An 18,057-nucleotide genomic window follows, 5' to 3' on the forward strand; every position below is an offset into this window, starting at 1 on the left:
CGAGTCTACTCGGACGCACCATTCGTTTCTTCCCTTATAAATTACCCTTTTTATTTGCTTATATTTTTAGCCTGTTTTGTTGCGCAACAAATTTATTTCCGCAAAATCACACGGTTACTTGATCTGAAATAGATCTTTAATCAATTTCATAAAATTTGATTTGTATCACAGTTTTTTGTTGTCTATAATACTCATCGCTGCTGAATGGTTTCATCATTATTAAATCAGTATGTTAGCTTTGATAAAAATGTCTGCTACACTATAATTAGAATCTAAATGAGACATTTTTGAAATAAATATGCATTAAACACCAGACTGTCGCCTATCCTTATAAATGAGTTGCGCAACAAGTTCTATCTTGCGCTTTAAGTGTCGGCGGCAATACCGATTTCCTTTATAACCTTTAGATAGACTGCCATGAAAAAAACTAAAATTGTTTGTACCATCGGCCCAAAAACCGAATCAGAAGAAAAATTGACTCAACTTTTAGACGCAGGCATGAATGTTATGCGCCTAAATTTCTCCCACGGTGACTTTGAAGAACATGGTCAACGTATCAAAAATCTTCGCTCAGTCTGTGCAAAAACAGGTAAACAAGCGGCTATCTTACTCGATACTAAAGGCCCAGAAATCCGTACCATGAAATTGGAAGGCGGAAATGATGTTGCTCTTGTTGCCGGTCAAACTTTTGCTTTCACAACGGACACCTCTGTAATTGGTAATAAAGACAAAGTTGCAGTGACTTATGCAGGCTTAACCACTGACCTTAAAGTGGGTGATACTGTTTTAGTCGATGACGGCTTGATTGGTATGAAAGTTATCAAAGTCACCGCCACTGATGTCATTTGTGAAGTATTAAACAATGGTGATTTGGGTGAGAAAAAAGGTGTTAACTTACCGGGTGTCTCAATTGGTTTACCTGCACTTGCAGAAAAAGATAAAGAAGACTTAGTCTTTGGTTGTGAGCAAGGCGTTGATTTTGTAGCCGCTTCATTTATTCGTAAACGTTCTGATGTTGAAGAGATTCGCGCTCATCTTAAAAAACATGGTGGCGAAAATATTCAAATTATCTCTAAAATTGAGAACCAAGAAGGTTTAAACAATTTTGATGAAATCTTAGAAGCTTCAGATGGCATCATGGTTGCACGTGGTGATTTAGGTGTTGAAATTCCAGTAGAAGAAGTTATTTTCGCTCAAAAAATGATGATCGAAAAATGTGTTGCTGCACGTAAAGTAGTTATTACTGCGACACAAATGCTTGACTCTATGATCAAAAATCCACGCCCTACTCGTGCTGAAGCTGGTGACGTTGCTAATGCCATTTTAGATGGTACAGACGCAGTAATGCTTTCAGGTGAAAGTGCTAAAGGTAAATACCCAATTGAAGCTGTGACTATCATGGCAACAATCTGTGAACGTACTGACCGTGTAATGCCAACTCGCATTGATAGCCAAAAGCCAAGCCAACGCCTGCGTGTAACGGAAGCGGTTTGTCGTGGTGCTGTTGAAATCACTGAGAAATTAGATGCACCTCTGATTGTTGTTGCTACCTTTGGTGGTAAATCAGCGAAATCTATTCGTAAATATTTCCCAACTGCGCCTATTTTGGCTTTAACCACAAACGAAGAAACTGCACGCCAGTTATTATTAGTGAAAGGTGTTATCCCAATGATTGTTGGTGGTTTCACATCGACTGATGATTTCTATCGCGAAGGTAAACGTGCGGCACTTGAAAGTGGCCTTGCAGTTGCTGGTGATGCGGTAGTTATGGTTTCAGGTGCGTTAGTACAAAGTGGTACAACGAATACTTCATCTGTTCACGTTCTATAATTAACACAATAAAATAATCAAAGCCCCGTGATTAATAAAATAGTCACGGGGCTTCTTTATTTATAATTGACATTAAATGTTGCTTTAAACTAACTATCCACTTTCCAACAGAACAGATACAAATAGTGATAGATTATTTAAGTTTGATATCACAAAATGATTTCACCTTGGTTAAATAATAACCTTTCTTAATTTAATTTTAAGTTTTTCCTCTTTTTCCTACTGCTAAATATAAAGTATTTCTAGCAAATATTTAAATTACGTACTAGCATAAGACTAAGTGAGTGCCATACCCTAATTTTCATTAGGTTGTTTTAAAGGGATATTGATAGTTTTAAGATTTTTGCTTAGAATTATTAGTTGGTAGCTTACTTTTTATATTTTCAATATAAATCAATCTAGAGGGTAAAATAATGATTCGTACTAAAATTGTACTGGGCTCTATCGTATTAGCTTCAGCATTACTAGCGGGTTGTTCTAACAGCACTGACGTGCAAAAGCTCTCTTCAGACGTACAAACTCTGAATGGTAAAGTTGATCAACTAAGCAACGATGTTCAGTCACTACGTTCTGACGTTCAAACAGCTCAAGAAGAAGCAGCACGTGCAAACCAACGTCTAGACAACCAAGTCCGTACTTACAAAAAATAAGTCGAACTCGTTTTAGCTAGAAAGAAGCTTCTTCAAAGCTAATATTTATGAGGGCCTATATTAAATAGGCCCTTAATTTTTGTGCTAGTTAAGCTAACGATATAAAACTATTGATATGATTTATACTTTGAAGGTAATAGCGCGCCGATTTTTTCTTCATAAACAGGCTGTGGCTGTGAAATAGAAAATGGCTCGATCGGTGTTAAATCAGGATAGTTTTTAATCTCATCATTCGTAGGCTCAGTTGTACCTTGATCATTATTTACTCTCACAGGCATCCCAGAACGCCTTTTAAGCTCTTTTTCTACTAATCCCCTGTCAATACCTTCATTCTCTAAAAAACGCTGGAAATCAGCAGAGATCTTGATTGGCATCGTTTGTGGATCATCACTGTCTTTTCTCGAAAGTGGCTGATGTACCTCAATATAGAGACTTCCATCTGCTTCTTTAGAATATTTCACGGGCTGATCAATAACTTGGACTCGAGTTCCTTTTGGTACAGTCTTAAATAGTGCTTCAATATCATCTGGTCTTAAACGAATACAACCTGAACTTACGCGCATTCCAATACCAAAGTCAGCATTGGTTCCATGGATTAAATATTCACCACGACCATAAGAAAGACGTAATGCATAAAGCCCCATTGGGTTCTTAGGGCCAGCAGGAACAACCGCCGGTAATGTAATACCCTCTTTGGCATAATTTTTGCGGATATTAGCAGTCGGTGTCCATGTTGGGTCTTTAATTGATTGACTAACTGACGTAACCATTTCTGGTGTATCACGCCCTAATTGGCCGATCCCAATAGGATAAACAATGACTTCTTCGCTATTTTCCGGATAATAATATAATCTCAGCTCAGCTAAGTTAATCACGATACCTGTTCTCGGCGTCGATGGTAATAACATCTGTGCAGGAATAATCAGCTCTTTACCTGCTTCAGGTAAATAAGGATCAGTTCCTGGGTTGGCTTCTAACATACCCAGCAGACCAATCTCATACTCAGTCGCTATTGCTTCTAAAGAACGCCCATCGTTTGGTACAACATAAGATAAGTTTTCCCCGATTAGGCGCGTATTGCTATCTGGTAATGGATATTCTTTTGCATGTGCCGGAGCCATTAATGCACTCATGACAAGCAAACTTGCCACCGTCAAAGCTGTCTTCATACCTACCTACTCCAAAGAAAATAGTGTTGTTACATTAATTTAGTAACCATTGAACTCAAAGATAGTTGAACATAATAGCAACTATTTTTCCTATCTTTAATACTTAATAAATATTTTAGTTAGCTAATAATATTCAACCTAGTATTTTTACGCAATAAAATGATAATTCTTAGTAACAAAGACAATGAACTAAAGGTAGGTAAGATAGACATTAAGATTGAGAGGGAATTGAAAATAAAATCAAAGAGGGAAACAAAAGTTGTTTCCCAACAATATATTATACGAGTTCGTTAGCGCGAGCCAAAATAGTGCGGATCATGGCATTTAGCCCCTGAGTACGTGATGGTGTTAAGTGTTGCTCAAGTGCTAATTGATGAAAAAATGATTTCACATCAACGTCTAGAATTTGTTGTGCCGTTTTATTTTGAAAAAGAATAATCACTATCGCGACTAACCCTTTAACAATACTTGCATCGCTATCACCTGCAAATAAAATCGTCTCATCGGACTGCTTTTGCATATCAATCCACACCTGGCTTTGGCAACCAGCAATAAGATTACTATCGCTTCTTTGTGTTATCGTTAACTCAGGCAAAGACCCGCCCAGCTCAATCATATACAGATAGCGCTCTTCCCAATTGTGGCAGCGTGCAAAATTACGTAACAGTTTTTGTTCATCGGGTAACGCAGGCATACTTCTTTCCTTCACTAAAATCTAAACATTCATAATGTCTAGCCTAACAATTTTTTTACGCGTTGTAATGCATTGAATAAAGAATCTATTTCTTCTTTAGTGGTATAAATTCCCACCGAAGCACGACACATCGCCGGAACATTATAGCGCTCCATGAGGGGCAAAGCGCAATGATGACCAGTACGAATAGCAATACCGTATTGATCTAAAAAGGAACCAACATCATAAGCATGGTGCTGACCTAAATTGAAGGCAAGAACACCTTCACGCTGATCATTACCATATAATATTATTGATGGTACATCTTTAAGTTTTTCAGAAGCATAAGCCATGACATTAGCTTCATGAGCAAACGCATCTTCCACTCCCAAAGCAGTTAAGTAATCAAATGCAGCACCTAACCCAATAATTGCACTAACATTGGGTGTCCCTGCTTCAAAACGCCACGGGGCATCTGCAAAAGTAATACCTTTGGTCAAACTGACTTGTCGGATCATCGCACCGCCGCCTTCCCAAGGTGGCATGGCATCTAGTAGTGCTTTTTTACCATATAAAATACCGATTCCTGTGGGACCATAAAGCTTGTGACCAGAAAAAGCATAAAAATCACAATCTAGCGTTTGCACATTTACCTGTTGATGCATTGCACCCTGCGCACCATCAATTAACACCTTTAATTGTGTATTTTTTTTAGATAATGCAATTGCACGTGCATGCTTGATAATATCTTGTACAGGATTAACGGTACCTAATACATTAGAAATATGAGTGAAACTCAATAAACGGGTACGCTCATCAATTAAATCATTGAGTTTCCCCGTTTCAAGTTTGCCACAATCAGAAACGGGTAAAACACGAATTTCAAAACCAATAGATTCAGATAACATAAACCAAGGAACAATATTCGCATGATGCTCCATTTGGGTGATAATAATATTATCCCCCTCATGTAAATACTGACGTCCAAAGCTATTAGCAACTAAATTGATCGCTTCAGTCGTTCCTTTAACAAAAACAATTTCTTCACTCGAAGCAGCATGAATGAAATTCGCCGCTTTCTGGCGAACTTCTTCCATCATTGTCGTTGCATTAGCACTTAACGTATGAATTCCACGGTGAACCGCCGCATATTGATGTAAAGTAAATTCACTTTCTCTTTCAACTACCTGCAATGGCTTTTGTGCACTAGCAGCACTGTCTAGATAGACTAGTGGGTGATTGTTCACAGATTGAGATAAAGCAGGAAAATCCTGCCTTACAGCGGTTACATTAAATGACATAGTGGTCTTAAACCTCCGCTAAGCGTTGGCGAATGTTCTTCATCACCGCTTGCTTTAATTCTTCAGATGCAATGGATTCTGTTAATTCTGCTGCAAATGCGATGATAATCATATGCTTAGCCGATTTCCCATCAATACCTCTTGAACGCAAATAAAACAACTGCTCATCATCAATACGCCCGACCGTTGCCCCATGCCCACATTTTACATCATCCGCATAGATTTCAAGTTGAGGTTTAGTATCGATCTCTGCTTTTTCGCCTAATAACAAAGTATTATTACTCATTTGACCATCTGTTTTAAGTGCAGCTGGTGCAACTTTAATCATGCCATTAAAGACTGCTTTACTGCTGTCCATCGCAATGACTTTATGAGATTGGCGGCTATTACAGTGATCTTTGTTATGTTCAAGATATGTACGTGTATCAGCTATCTCATTACCCTTTGGTAATAATAAGCTATTGAGTTCAAGTTCACTATTTTCACCATCAAGGCGAGCACTTGTATGACTACGAGAAAGCAGTGAGCCCAGTAAAAAGCTGGTGCTTTTTACCTGACAGTCACGACCCACAATAATATCATTATGCGCAAAATGCTGTGACTGGCCATTCTCTATATTGAGCTTATAGTGGTCAAATTGTGCATTATCACCCACTTCAACCGTAAGACGCCCACCTGTCATGTGAGTGTTTTCATTTAAGCTCACAAAGTGTTCAATGACCTGAGCTTTACTATTTGCACCTACCGTTATGTGATAACGGTATTGACTCGTATTCACGGCCTGTTCATCACTATTACCACTTGATATATTTAATAAATAAAGTGGTTTTTCAGCAATTTCATTTGCTGCAAGATGGATCACGAGTGGCTGTATTGCTAAGCTTTCAGTCAAATGCAAAAATATTTCGCTATTGATAGCATCCGGCAACAAGTCTTGATTATCCAATAAGGCAACTTGGAATGGACCGACATCAATTGAGCTAAGCGCCGAGCTATATCGACCATCAATTAATACAATACGATATGCATCAATCTGTAATGCAAGTGCTTCACACTCTTGCTCGATAAGACTCGCTTCACTAAAACAATATTCTGTTTTTAACAGCTTATCTAATGGCGTGTAGTGCCAATCTTCATGACGAAAAACAGGTAAACCTATTTTTTGCGCTATATCCCAATGGATTTTAGCATGTTGAGAATTTGCACCTAAGCGTTGTTCGAACAAAGCGGTAAAACGTGCCATTGCTTTCTCATTAAGAGCAACAACTTTAGCACGTTTTTCTGCTTTATCACTGTTGGTCAATAAGCCAGCCATAACCCTGCTCCTCCAGTTTTTTCGCTAAACTGAAATCACCTGACTTGATGATTTTTCCTTGATAAAGCACGTGAACAAAATCAGGTTTTACATAATCTAAAATACGCTGATAGTGAGTCACAATAATAAATGAACGTTCAGGCGTGCGCAGTGAATTGACACCATTAGCAACCACTTTTAATGCATCGATATCGAGACCTGAGTCAGTTTCATCTAATATGCATAATTGAGGCTCAAGTGCCGCCATTTGCAAAATATCATTACGTTTCTTTTCACCGCCAGAGAAGCCGACGTTGACTGAACGAGTCAGTAAATCTTGTGGCATATCAAGTAATTCAATTTTATCTTCAATAAAATCTTGAAAATCAAAACGATCTAATGCTTCTTGTTGACGATATTCTCTCACTGCATTGACCGCAGTTTGCAAAAAGAATTGATTACTAACACCTGGTATTTCTACTGGATATTGAAAAGCTAAAAAGATACCTTCACCTGCACGTTCTTCAGGATCTAATTCAAATAGGTTTTTACCTTTGAACGTCACTTCGCCGCTATCGATTTCATACTCTTCACGACCCGCAAGTGTTGCCGATAAAGTACTTTTACCTGAACCATTAGGTCCCATAATCGCATGAACTTCACCCGGCTTAACTTCTAGGGATAGTCCTTTTAATATTTCATTACCTTCTACACTAACGTGCAAATTTTTAACACTTAACATATCAACATGCCTTTAGCGCTTTAGCGCATATAAACTTGGTTTTGATCAACCCACACTATGTTCTAAACTGATAGCCAGTAATTTTTGTGCTTCGACCGCAAATTCTAATGGCAGTTCTGAGAACACATCTTTACAGAACCCATTAACAATCATAGAAATAGCATTATCTTCACTAATTCCACGCTGTAAGCAGTAAAATAACTGGTCTTCCCCTATACGTGAAGTCGTTGCTTCATGTTCGAGATGAGCAGTATTATTTTTCACTTCCACATAAGGAAATGTGTGAGCGCCGCATTGTGTACCAATCAACATCGAGTCACATTGCGTAAAATTACGAGCATTATGAGCACTAGGTAGTATTTTGACTAAACCACGATAAGTATTTTGGCTTTTACCGGCAGAAATCCCTTTAGAAATAATCGTTGAGCGGGTGTTTTTCCCGATGTGGATCATTTTTGTACCAGTATCTGCTTGTTGATTACCGTTAGTCAGTGCAACAGAGAAAAATTCACCTACAGAGTTATCACCTTTTAAGATAACACTTGGGTATTTCCATGTAATCGCAGAGCCTGTTTCAGACTGTGTCCACGACATTTTGGAGTTTTCACCTTCACAGAGTGCACGCTTGGTTACAAAATTGAGTATCCCCCCAGCTTCGCTATCACCACCAGAAAACCAATTTTGTACGGTTGAGTATTTGACTTCCGCATCTTTATGAATGATGACTTCAACTACCGCAGCATGAAGCTGATAACTATCACGAACCGGTGCTGAACACCCTTCGATATAACTGACATAACTACCTTCATCAGCGATAAGAATTGTGCGTTCGAATTGGCCAGTTTTGGCTGCATTAATTCGGAAATAAGTTGATAGCTCCATCGGACAATGCACACCTTTTGGGATATAAACAAAAGTGCCATCTGAAGCTACCGCTGCATTGAGTGCAGCAAAAAAATTGTCATAACTAGACACGACTGTACCAAGATACTTTTGCACCAGTTCTGGATACTCATGAATGGCTTCACCAAAAGAACAAAAAATAATGCCGTGTTTGGCGAGGTCTTCACGATAAGTCGTAGAAACCGATACTGAATCAAAAATAGCGTCTACCGCGACTGCTTTACCTTCACGTACAGGTACACCAAGTTGATTAAATGCTTCTTCAATTTCAGCAGTCAAATAGTTATTCGTTTCAGTTACACCCGTTGCTTGAGTTGCACCAGATTGTGAACCACAAGTATCATCGCAAGAACCACACGAAGGTGCAGAATAGTAACTGTAATCTTGATAATCTAAATTAGGATAATTGGCTTTTAACCAATGTGGCTCTTCCATTCCTTTCCAATGATTAAAAGCATCAAGGCGGAATTTTAGCATCCACTCGGGTTCGTTGCGTTTTGCTGAAATAGCACGGACCACATCTTCATTGAGTCCTTTTGCCATTTCATCTGTCGCGACTTGTGTAAAAAAGCCTTCTTTATAGCGCTGGTCATCAAGCCAACTTTGGACATCATCGCCAATTTCTACATTGCTCTGTGACATAATAGATTTCACATGTTAAACGCCGAAGCTTTCACCACACCCACAGGCATGTTGCGCTTTCGGGTTATTAAATTTGAAAATTTGATTTAGCCCTTCTTGGACATAATCAACGACTGTGCCATCAATAAATGGCATTGCTTCTTTTGGCACATAAAGATGCGCACCATCGAGTTCAAATAGTAGGTGTTTATCTGTTGGGTTTTCGATCATTTCAAATACATAACCAAAACCTGCACAGCCAGACTGTTTAACGCCGAGTGAAAGCCCTTTTGTATTTGGGTTTTTCACCATCAGTTTTTTAATTTGTTTTGCAGCGCTATCGGTCAGGTTAACACCCTGCCAATTGTTTTCATCAAATGAAAATGTCTCTACACCGTCAGTCATATTGACCCCACATTTATCATGGCTTTTCAGCCTGTTATCAAGAGATTAACTCTGTCTACCCTATGGTAATGATTACCGATAGTACTTCAACCATTTGTTTTAAGAGGTTATAGCTATCACGGTTCTTTTTTTATACATTATGAGCTCGTTTTTTGAACAAATACAGTTAAATAAAGTGGTAACCAATTAAAAATTAAAGGATAAATAAAGTTGACTTTTTATTTCGATTTTGTACTAAGAAATACACTTAAATGACACAAATTAATAAAGGTGCATTAATTATACAACTTAATTAACGCAATAAAAATTTAAAATGTGATTAACTTAGAATGAGACTTAGAATAAAACAAACAGAATACCCTCAAGCTATTTAAACTTGAGGGCGATATTATTACTCAGAAATCACAGCGGTGGTCAAACGAGAAGTACAACAAAGTTGTCCTTTTTCGTTATAAATATCAATATTCCACACTTGTTGGCGTCGCCCTAAATGAATCGGTCGACAAATCCCTTTCACAACCCCTTCTCGTGCAGAACGAATATGATTTGCATTAATTTCAAGTCCGACAACTTGCTGTTCACCTTCACTGCATAAATAGCCCGCGATAGACCCTAAAGACTCGGCTAATACCACTGAAGCACCACCATGCAGCAGCCCAAAAGGTTGCTTAGTGCGCTCATCAACAGGCATTGTTCCTTCAAGAAAATCGTCGCCAAATGCGGTTATTTCTATGCCAAGATGGCCTAACATACAGCCTTTTGCCATTTCTGACATTTGTTGCAAGTTAAACTGACGTCTCCAAATCATTAAATATCTCCAACAGCGCCTGAATTGGGTGCTTTATAATAGTATTTTCCATACGTTTTACCTGGCTACGGCATGAATATCCAGAACTTAAACAACGTTCTTTAGGAAGTTTATCTAATGCAGGCTTCCATGATAAATTATAGATCCCTTTTGAATTTTCAATATTGGCGATTTCATGGCCATAAGTACCCGCCATTCCACAACATCCAACACTGACATTAGTTAGCTTTTGTCCATAACGAGCAAATAATGTAGCCCACTGATTTGCACTATTTGGCAATGCAGTAGACTCTGTGCAATGCCCCAAAAAATACCAAGGTTGCCCAGCTATTTCACTGGTATTCTCGGGTTCTGGTAAAGTTATTAACCATTCGTGCGCAAGCATAACAGTGAATTGACACTGTTCTTTACCTAAAATCTCTTGGTATTCATCTCGATAACACAGTACCAATGCGGGATCGACTCCCACCATAGGAAGCTGTAGCTTTGCGACTCGATTAAGAAAATCGGCTGTCTTACCTGCTGTTTTAGCAAACTTTGCCAGAAAACCTTTAATATGTTGAGCTTTACCATTTGGCGAAAAGGGTAATAACACGGGTTTCAAACCAATTTTTTCAATTAGTCTAATAAAATCAGCCACCACTTTGGCATCGTAATAACTAGTAAAAGGATCTTGTACCACTAAAACATACGGCTCTCTTTGTGATGGCGTCATCTTCTCGAGCTGTTCGAGTGTCACTGCGGTTGCTGAATGCCCTGATAATTCTTGTTTTAAAGTAGGTTGCGAAAATAAAGGCAAATCGACCATGCCAATCGTACGCTCACTCAATTTTTGAATAACGGATTGACGCAAAAAGAAATTAAAGATAGCAGGTGCTTTTGACAATAATGGCGCGCTTGCTTCAACATTCGCAACAATGTGATCGCGTATTGGCCTTAAATAACGCCCATGGTACAGCGCTAAAAATTTAGCTCTAAATGATGGCACATCAATTTTAATTGGGCACTGAGTTGAGCACGCTTTACAGGCTAAACAACCCGCCATCGAGGCTTTAACTTCATGAGAGAAATCATAATCTCCCTGTTTTGCTCGCCAAGAATTGCGAGTTTTATCGATTAAGCCACGTAACGAAGGTTTATTTTGTTTAATGCCTTTTTCGAGATTTTCAGGTGTAACACCTTGCTCTGACAATAAACGAAGCCATTCTCGCACTAATGTTGCTCGCCCTTTTGGTGAATGAATACGCTCACCGCTAATTTTCATTGATGGGCACATTGGGCTTGTAACATCAAAATTAAAGCACAATCCATTACCATTACAGTCCATGGCACCGCGAAACTCTTGACGCATTTGAATTGGAATCTGCCTATCAAAAGTTCCGCGCTTAATTGCATCAACTTGCTTCATTGGTGCATCAAGTCCAGCTGGTGGGCAAATTTTACCTGGATTTAAACGATTGTCTGGGTCAAATGCGGCTTTTATTTTACGTAGCTCGCCATACAATTCTTCACCAAAAAACTCAGGACTATATTGTGCTCTAAAACCCTTGCCATGTTCGCCCCATAAAAGTCCACCATATTTAGCCGTTAATGCCACAATTTCATCTGAAATTTGTTTCATTAAAACTTCTTGTTTTGGGTCGCACATATCAAGCGCAGGACGTACATGCAGCACCCCTGCATCCACATGCCCAAACATACCATAATTCAGCTGATGACTATCTAATAATGCTCTAAATTCAACAATATAATCAGCAAGATGCTCTGGTGGGACACAGGTATCCTCGACAAAAGGAATCGGTTTTGCCGCCCCTTTGCTATTACCTAAGAGGCCAACTGCTTTTTTACGCATATTATAGATACGCGTAATATCGTCGAGGTCATGACAAGTCTGATAACCAATGATCCCTGCTTCATTATTTGCCATTAGGTCATCGAGGCGTAAACATAGGCTATCGGTTAATTGATCAATTTCAACGACATCATCACCACTGAATTCAACAATATTCAAACCTAACATTTCTTTGTTAGGAACGTCGGTAATCAACGAATTAACCGAATGCCATACAATATCTTCACGAGCTAAATTCAACACTTTAGAATCAACAGTTTCAACAGAAAGCGCTTTAGCATTCACCATAAAAGGCGCATTACGCAGGGCTGATTCAAATGAATCATATTTAACATTTACTAATCGGCGGGCTTTTGGTATTGGCGTAATATCAAGTGTTGCTTCCGTTATAAAAGCTAGTGATCCTTCTGAGCCGGTTAGAATACGGGTAAGATCAAATTCAGTAAGTGCATCATTAAAAACATGTCGTAAATCGTATCCCGTTAGAAAACGATTTAACTTAGGAAACTTTGCTTCAATCAGAGGCCGTTGTACTAAACAACGTTCTAACACTGTTTTATAGATACGGCCAACAACCGAATCCTCTGACGCAATCGTTTGGGCGAGTGCAATTGGCATAGCCCGTGTATCAATGCAGTCGCCTCCCAATATCATCGCTTTAACACCAAGTACGTGGTCAGACGTTTTACCGTAAACTAAAGAACCTTGCCCTGAAGCATCCGTATTAATCATCCCACCCAAAGTTGCACGATTACTGGTCGAAAGTTCTGGCGAGAAAAAATAACCATAAGGCTTTAGAAACTGATTCAACTGGTCTTTTATTACCCCAGCCTCAACTTTTACCCAACCTTGTTCAGGGTTTATCTCTAAGATTCTATTCATATAACGCGACATATCAACCACAATCCCTTCCGTCAAGGATTGTCCATTGGTTCCTGTCCCGCCACCGCGAGGAGTAAAACTTAACTCTCTGAATTTATCTTGCCCTGCTACTCGGGTGATAATCTGTACATCTGCACTAGAACGAGGAAAAACAACCGCTTGTGGTAACAACTGGTAAATACTATTATCTGTCGCCATCGATAAACGCTCAGCATAGCTTGTACCACTATCGCCAGTGAAACCCTGCTCTTGCAATTGATGCAAAAATTCGATAACTAATTTACTTAGGTGAGGTGCTTCAGATATACGCGGGATCATTATTACGATGACTCTTATTTGTTTAGTGTTCGCATTACTCGTTATGTACTATCTTTAATAATTCTAAGTAGACTTTATTTTAACTAGCACAACTTTTTTATAAGTAGCACAATGGTGCCTAGGTATATAAAAAACACCCTTGTGGCCCCGTAAAGCCCATAAAGAAAGTACAACCGCCGACGACATTGTCAGTGATAAACCATATCACAATATTCTTTTTTTTAACCGTGAAAAATAATTACGTTATTTTCACCTAAAAAAGCAATACACCTGCAGAATTTTCATTTGTTAAGGATTAATCATTAATGGAAAAATCGCAAAAACGTTTGGATCTTCCCAAACTAATCTTTGGCCTGCTATCGATTATTTTAATGATAGCAGCCTGTTTTTGGGTTCTTAGCCCTTTTATTCTTGGTTTTGTTTGGGCGGGTATGATGGTCATAGCCACTTGGCCTTTACTCCTAAAAATTGAAGCGCGGTTGTGGCATAAACGTTGGTTAGCAGCATTAACAATGGTTTCATTAATATTGCTATTATTTGTCATCCCACTGGGTATTCTTATTGGTAGTATTATCCAAAATAGTTCCCCTTTACTTGATATCGCAAAGTCACCTGCAAGTTTAACGCTACCTAATTTAGAATGGTTAAACGAAATCCCAATGGTGGGTAAAAAAGCCTACTATGCGTGGCACAGCCTAGTAGCTAGTGGCGGGAACGCCCTATTAGCAAAAGTACAACCTTATTTGGGACAAGCTGCCGGATGGTTTGCCATACAGGCTATTAATGCGGGTCGCTTTATTTTCCACCTGATGTTAATGCTTTTGTTTAGTGGTTTGCTGTATCTCAAAGGTGAAGCCGTCATGTTAGCTATTCGCCATTTTGCTATTCGTTTAGCTGGTATTCGTGGTGATGCGGCAGTGATATTAGCTGCGCAATCTATTCGTGCAGTTGCTCTTGGTGTCGTCGTGACAGCACTCGTTCAAGCCATTGTCGGCGGGATAGGATTAGCACTTTCAGGTATAAGTTTTGCGGCCATCCTAACGGTTTTACTCTTTATTTGTTGTGTCGCTCAATTAGGCCCTCTTCTTATTATGATCCCATCCGTTATTTGGCTCTTTTGGACAGGCGATAACACATGGGGAATTATACTCACGGTTTGGGCTGCTGTTGTGGCAACAATGGATGGTGTATTAAGGCCATGGCTAATTAAAATGGGCGCCGACTTACCGATGGTTCTCATTCTTGTTGGTGTTATTGGTGGTATACTCTCATTCGGTATGATTGGTTTATTTATTGGGCCTGTCGTACTTGCTGTATCCTATAGCTTACTTAATGCATGGATGAATGAAGTTGCAGTTCCAAATGAAAACTTAGCTGAAACAGAAAAGTTTCTTGAACAAGAATTTTTGATTAAGAAATAGTTTTTAATTAATCTATAAGAGCATGTTTGATATTAAACATGCTTTTTTATTACATAACTTTCATGATATAATTCTCATTAATATTTAGAAACAATATTTAACATTCTAAAATTAGTTTTTATCTTAATGTGTGATACCATTAAACAACTGGATGCAATTCCTGTTAAGTATAATGAGTAATATATATTAAGAGTGTTCTTAGTGATTAAGCAATATGATTAGATTATTATCAACTTATTGAATTTACTTTGAATTAAATGAATATCTGGGTCATGCTTTCTTTATAAAGCTTGGCTGTATCAACAAAATTGCTGTGTGTAGTCTTTGCCTGTCAGCCCATGATAGGCTTTTTTTTTATCTGCTATTTAATATGAATAATATTCATATTCATTATAAATAACTATTCAAACTACTTTTATTAACCTCTCACCTTATTACACAACATGCGAGTAATTGCACTTAATTAAATCCCCCACCTAACCACAATTAATTAATCAGGATTTGATTGCTCCCATTTCAAAAAACTCTCTATTTGTGTATTAACCTAATCACAACTCTATTTATATTAACTCCAGATAGTCCCTAATTAATATTTGAGACTAGAGTCTAAAAATAATTGATAGCTAATACCTATTTCATCAATTGATATTTTTAATTAATAAAAATGGCCAACAAAGTATTTCTATGTTGACCATTTTCGCTTAACTAAATACCTAGCTTATTGGTTTTCTGCAATCATTAGCCATGTTTGTACTACAGTATCAGGATTCAATGATAAACTATCAATACCTTCATCTACTAACCACTGAGCAAAATCAGGATGATCGGATGGACCTTGACCACAGATGCCGACATATTTGTTCTGTGCCTTAGCCGCTTTAATTGCCATGGACAACAGTGCTTTAACGGCGTCATTTCGTTCATCAAATAGCTCAGATACAACGCCAGAGTCCCTATCCAATCCCAAAGTTAGCTGGGTCATGTCATTAGAGCCAATCGAGAAGCCATCAAAGTGCTCAAGGAATTGATCGGCAAGTAATGCATTAGACGGTATCTCGCACATCATTATGAGCTTTAAGTCATTCTCACCGCGTTTTAAATCATGCTTCGCTAGCTCAGCTACAACTGCTTCGGCCTGTGCTACAGTACGAACAAATGGAACCATAATTTCAACATTTGTCAGTCCCATATCATTGCGAACACGCTTAACAGCTTCACACTCAAGCGCGAAACACGCACGGAAACTATCTGAAACATAGCGACCCGCACCACGGAAGCCTAACATTGGATTTTCTTCTTCTGGCTCATAAATAGCGCCACCCACTAGATTGGCATATTCATTAGATTTAAAGTCAGATAAACGAACAATAACCCGTTTAGGCCAGAAGGCAGCGGCTAATGTTGAAATACCTTCAGTCAATTTTCCAATATAGAACTCTATCGGATCATCATACCCCGCCATCATAGCTCGTATTTCATTTTGTATTTCAGGAGTTTGTGAATCGAACTCTAAAAGTGCTCTTGGGTGAACGCCGATCATCCGATTGATAATAAACTCAAGTCTTGCCAAACCTACACCTTCATTAGGTAAGCATGCAAAGTCAAAAGCACGATCTGGATTACCTACATTCATCATGATTTTCACGTCAATACTTGGCATGTCACTCACTTCAGAACTGTGGATCTCAAACTCTAGTTTATTTTCATACACAAAGCCCGTGTCACCTTCTGAACAAGAAACTGTGACTTGTTGGCCTTCCTTCAAGCATTCGGTCGCATCACCACAGCCAACGACGGCGGGAATACCTAACTCACGAGCAATAATTGCAGCATGACAAGTTCGCCCACCACGGTTAGTTACAATTGCTGCTGCTTTTTTCATGATAGGTTCCCAATCAGGGTCCGTCATGTCAGTAACTAAAACATCACCCGGTTGTATTCTATCCATTTCACTTAAGTTATGAATGACTTTTACACTACCAGCCCCAATACGATGGCCGATAGCACGTCCTTCAACAAGCACCTGCCCTTGTTCTTTTAGTAGATAGCGCTCCATGACTTGTTGGTTAGAACGTACCGTTTCTGGTCTTGCTTGTACAATATAAAGACGACCATTATGACCATCTTTCGCCCATTCGATATCCATAGGGCGACCATAATGTTTTTCAATCTGTAATGCTTGGCGTGATAGTTCTTCTACTTCAAGGTCAGTCAAAGAGAAACGATTGCATAATGCTTCTGGTACATCTTCAATCTGCACTTGTTTACCATGCTCTTTACTGTTGGCATAAACCATTTGTAATTTTTTCGAGCCAAGGGTACGGCGAACAATAGCCGGACGATTATTCTGTAAAGTTGGTTTATGTACGTAAAATTCATCAGGGTTGACTGCACCTTGAACCACCATCTCACCTAAGCCATAAGCTGAAGTGATGAAAACGACTTGATCGAAACCAGATTCAGTATCAATGGTGAACATCACGCCTGCTGAGGCTAAATCTGAGCGCACCATTCGCTGTACACCCGCTGAAAGCGCAACGCCTCGGTGGTCATAACCTTGGTGAACGCGATAAGAGATGGCTCGGTCATTAAACAACGAAGCAAAGACATGTTTAATCGCAATTAAAACAGCATCGATTCCTTGAACATTCAGAAAGGTTTCCTGCTGCCCAGCAAATGAAGCATCCGGCATATCCTCAGCGGTTGCAGACGAACGAACTGCAAACGATGCTTCAGACTCACCTTCTGAAAGCTGTTGATAAGCGACACGAATATCTTGTTCCAATTCCTTGGTCAACGGAGTATCAATTACCCATTGGCGGATCTGATCCCCTGCGATAGCCAGTTGGTTCACATCATCAATATCCGTTTCGTCTAACAGATTATAGATGCGTTGGTTAACACCACTCTGCTCAAGAAAATCATTAAACGCCTGTGCGGTTGTCGCAAAACCGTTTGGTACGGATACACCAAGATCAGATAAGTTGGTAATCATTTCACCGAGTGAGGCGTTTTTCCCACCAACACGGTCAACATCATTCATCCCTAATTGGTTATACCAAAGTACATTACACGGAGTGAGGCCATTTGTGGACATTGAAAGCGATCCTTTTTATAGCAATTTAGTGACAGAGTACAAATCGTAAGAAATCTCATTGGCGAAAACTCGCCTCGGAAAATAGACTAGC

The 18,057-nt window shown here is 39.1% G+C and carries 13 protein-coding genes; 3 read left to right on the top strand and 10 right to left on the bottom strand.

Annotated elements, in window-relative coordinates; all coding sequences use genetic code 11:
* Nucleotides 1-417: 417 nt before the first annotated feature.
* Together pykF and DD649_RS12530 are read left to right on the top strand one after the other, a co-directional pair.
* Nucleotides 418-1,830, top strand: a complete 1,413-nt coding sequence (pykF, locus tag DD649_RS12525) for a pyruvate kinase PykF (protein ID WP_294107362.1) — start codon at nucleotides 418-420, stop codon at nucleotides 1,828-1,830.
* 413 nt (nucleotides 1,831-2,243) lie between these two features.
* Nucleotides 2,244-2,480: a major outer membrane lipoprotein gene (locus DD649_RS12530; protein WP_294107364.1), complete on the top strand. Its 237-nt coding sequence runs from the start codon at nucleotides 2,244-2,246 to the stop codon at nucleotides 2,478-2,480.
* Nucleotides 2,481-2,587: 107 nt separating this feature from the next.
* Here the strand turns inward: DD649_RS12530 and DD649_RS12535 are convergent, their stop codons facing one another.
* The 9 genes from DD649_RS12535 to DD649_RS12575 form a co-directional block, all read right to left on the bottom strand.
* Nucleotides 2,588-3,649, bottom strand: a complete 1,062-nt coding sequence (locus DD649_RS12535) for a L,D-transpeptidase family protein (RefSeq protein ID WP_294107366.1) — start codon at nucleotides 3,647-3,649, stop codon at nucleotides 2,588-2,590.
* A gap of 277 nt (nucleotides 3,650-3,926) precedes the next feature.
* Nucleotides 3,927-4,343: a cysteine desulfuration protein SufE gene (gene sufE, locus DD649_RS12540; protein WP_294107368.1), complete on the bottom strand. Its 417-nt coding sequence runs from the start codon at nucleotides 4,341-4,343 to the stop codon at nucleotides 3,927-3,929.
* A 38-nt stretch (nucleotides 4,344-4,381) separates the two neighbouring features.
* On the bottom strand, nucleotides 4,382-5,623 hold the full coding sequence (sufS, locus tag DD649_RS12545) for a cysteine desulfurase SufS (protein WP_294107370.1): 1,242 nt from the start codon (nucleotides 5,621-5,623) through the stop codon (nucleotides 4,382-4,384).
* Between the two features lie 7 nt (nucleotides 5,624-5,630).
* Nucleotides 5,631-6,938, bottom strand: coding sequence for a Fe-S cluster assembly protein SufD (sufD, locus tag DD649_RS12550; protein ID WP_294107372.1), 1,308 nt, complete (start codon nucleotides 6,936-6,938; stop codon nucleotides 5,631-5,633).
* Nucleotides 6,913-7,659 carry a Fe-S cluster assembly ATPase SufC gene (gene sufC, locus DD649_RS12555; RefSeq protein ID WP_336430817.1) on the bottom strand — a complete coding sequence of 249 codons (747 nt, stop codon included), beginning with the start codon at nucleotides 7,657-7,659 and terminating at the stop codon, nucleotides 6,913-6,915. Before sufC ends, sufD begins: the two co-directional genes overlap by 26 nt.
* Before the next feature lie 45 nt (nucleotides 7,660-7,704).
* Nucleotides 7,705-9,204, bottom strand: coding sequence for a Fe-S cluster assembly protein SufB (gene sufB, locus DD649_RS12560; RefSeq protein ID WP_336430818.1), 1,500 nt, complete (start codon nucleotides 9,202-9,204; stop codon nucleotides 7,705-7,707).
* A gap of 15 nt (nucleotides 9,205-9,219) precedes the next feature.
* A complete protein-coding gene (sufA, locus tag DD649_RS12565; RefSeq protein WP_294107379.1) occupies nucleotides 9,220-9,588 on the bottom strand; it encodes a Fe-S cluster assembly scaffold SufA in 369 nt (122 codons plus the stop codon).
* A gap of 391 nt (nucleotides 9,589-9,979) precedes the next feature.
* On the bottom strand, nucleotides 9,980-10,396 hold the full coding sequence (locus DD649_RS12570; RefSeq protein WP_294107380.1) for a hotdog fold thioesterase: 417 nt from the start codon (nucleotides 10,394-10,396) through the stop codon (nucleotides 9,980-9,982).
* Nucleotides 10,374-13,448 (bottom strand): FAD-binding and (Fe-S)-binding domain-containing protein, encoded by a 3,075-nt coding sequence (locus DD649_RS12575; RefSeq protein WP_294107381.1) that lies wholly within the window; start codon nucleotides 13,446-13,448, stop codon nucleotides 10,374-10,376. The genes DD649_RS12570 and DD649_RS12575 overlap by 23 nt, the downstream gene beginning before the upstream one ends.
* Before the next feature lie 305 nt (nucleotides 13,449-13,753).
* Here DD649_RS12575 and ydiK point away from each other — a divergent pair, with 305 nt between their 5' ends.
* The gene (gene ydiK / locus DD649_RS12580; protein ID WP_294107384.1) at nucleotides 13,754-14,869 is read left to right on the top strand and encodes an AI-2E family transporter YdiK; all 1,116 of its coding nucleotides are present in this window, start codon (nucleotides 13,754-13,756) and stop codon (nucleotides 14,867-14,869) included.
* A gap of 718 nt (nucleotides 14,870-15,587) precedes the next feature.
* On the opposite strand, the gene ppsA is transcribed toward ydiK, so the two are convergent.
* Complete coding sequence (ppsA, locus tag DD649_RS12585) at nucleotides 15,588-17,966, bottom strand: phosphoenolpyruvate synthase (RefSeq protein ID WP_294107386.1); 2,379 nt, start codon at nucleotides 17,964-17,966, stop codon at nucleotides 15,588-15,590.
* Nucleotides 17,967-18,057 lie beyond the last annotated feature (91 nt).

This window comes from Providencia sp. (assembly GCF_003533305.1).
Taxonomy (GTDB): domain Bacteria; phylum Pseudomonadota; class Gammaproteobacteria; order Enterobacterales; family Enterobacteriaceae; genus Providencia.

Bases quoted from the DNA above. Each gene is read 5' to 3' on its own strand.
- sufE (WP_294107368.1), bottom strand. From the start codon at position 4,343: ATGCCTGCGTTACCCGATGAACAAAAACTGTTACGTAATTTTGCACGC.
- sufC (WP_336430817.1), bottom strand. From the start codon at position 7,659: ATGTTAAGTGTTAAAAATTTGCACGTTAGTGTAGAAGGTAATGAAATA.
- ppsA (WP_294107386.1), bottom strand. From the start codon at position 17,966: ATGTCCACAAATGGCCTCACTCCGTGTAATGTACTTTGGTATAACCAA.
- pykF (WP_294107362.1), top strand. From the start codon at position 418: ATGAAAAAAACTAAAATTGTTTGTACCATCGGCCCAAAAACCGAATCA.
- sufB (WP_336430818.1), bottom strand. From the start codon at position 9,204: ATGTCACAGAGCAATGTAGAAATTGGCGATGATGTCCAAAGTTGGCTT.
- sufD (WP_294107372.1), bottom strand. From the start codon at position 6,938: ATGGCTGGCTTATTGACCAACAGTGATAAAGCAGAAAAACGTGCTAAA.
- DD649_RS12530 (WP_294107364.1), top strand. From the start codon at position 2,244: ATGATTCGTACTAAAATTGTACTGGGCTCTATCGTATTAGCTTCAGCA.
- ydiK (WP_294107384.1), top strand. From the start codon at position 13,754: ATGGAAAAATCGCAAAAACGTTTGGATCTTCCCAAACTAATCTTTGGC.
- DD649_RS12570 (WP_294107380.1), bottom strand. From the start codon at position 10,396: ATGATTTGGAGACGTCAGTTTAACTTGCAACAAATGTCAGAAATGGCA.
- DD649_RS12575 (WP_294107381.1), bottom strand. From the start codon at position 13,448: ATGATCCCGCGTATATCTGAAGCACCTCACCTAAGTAAATTAGTTATC.
- sufS (WP_294107370.1), bottom strand. From the start codon at position 5,623: ATGTCATTTAATGTAACCGCTGTAAGGCAGGATTTTCCTGCTTTATCT.
- sufA (WP_294107379.1), bottom strand. From the start codon at position 9,588: ATGACTGACGGTGTAGAGACATTTTCATTTGATGAAAACAATTGGCAG.
- DD649_RS12535 (WP_294107366.1), bottom strand. From the start codon at position 3,649: ATGAAGACAGCTTTGACGGTGGCAAGTTTGCTTGTCATGAGTGCATTA.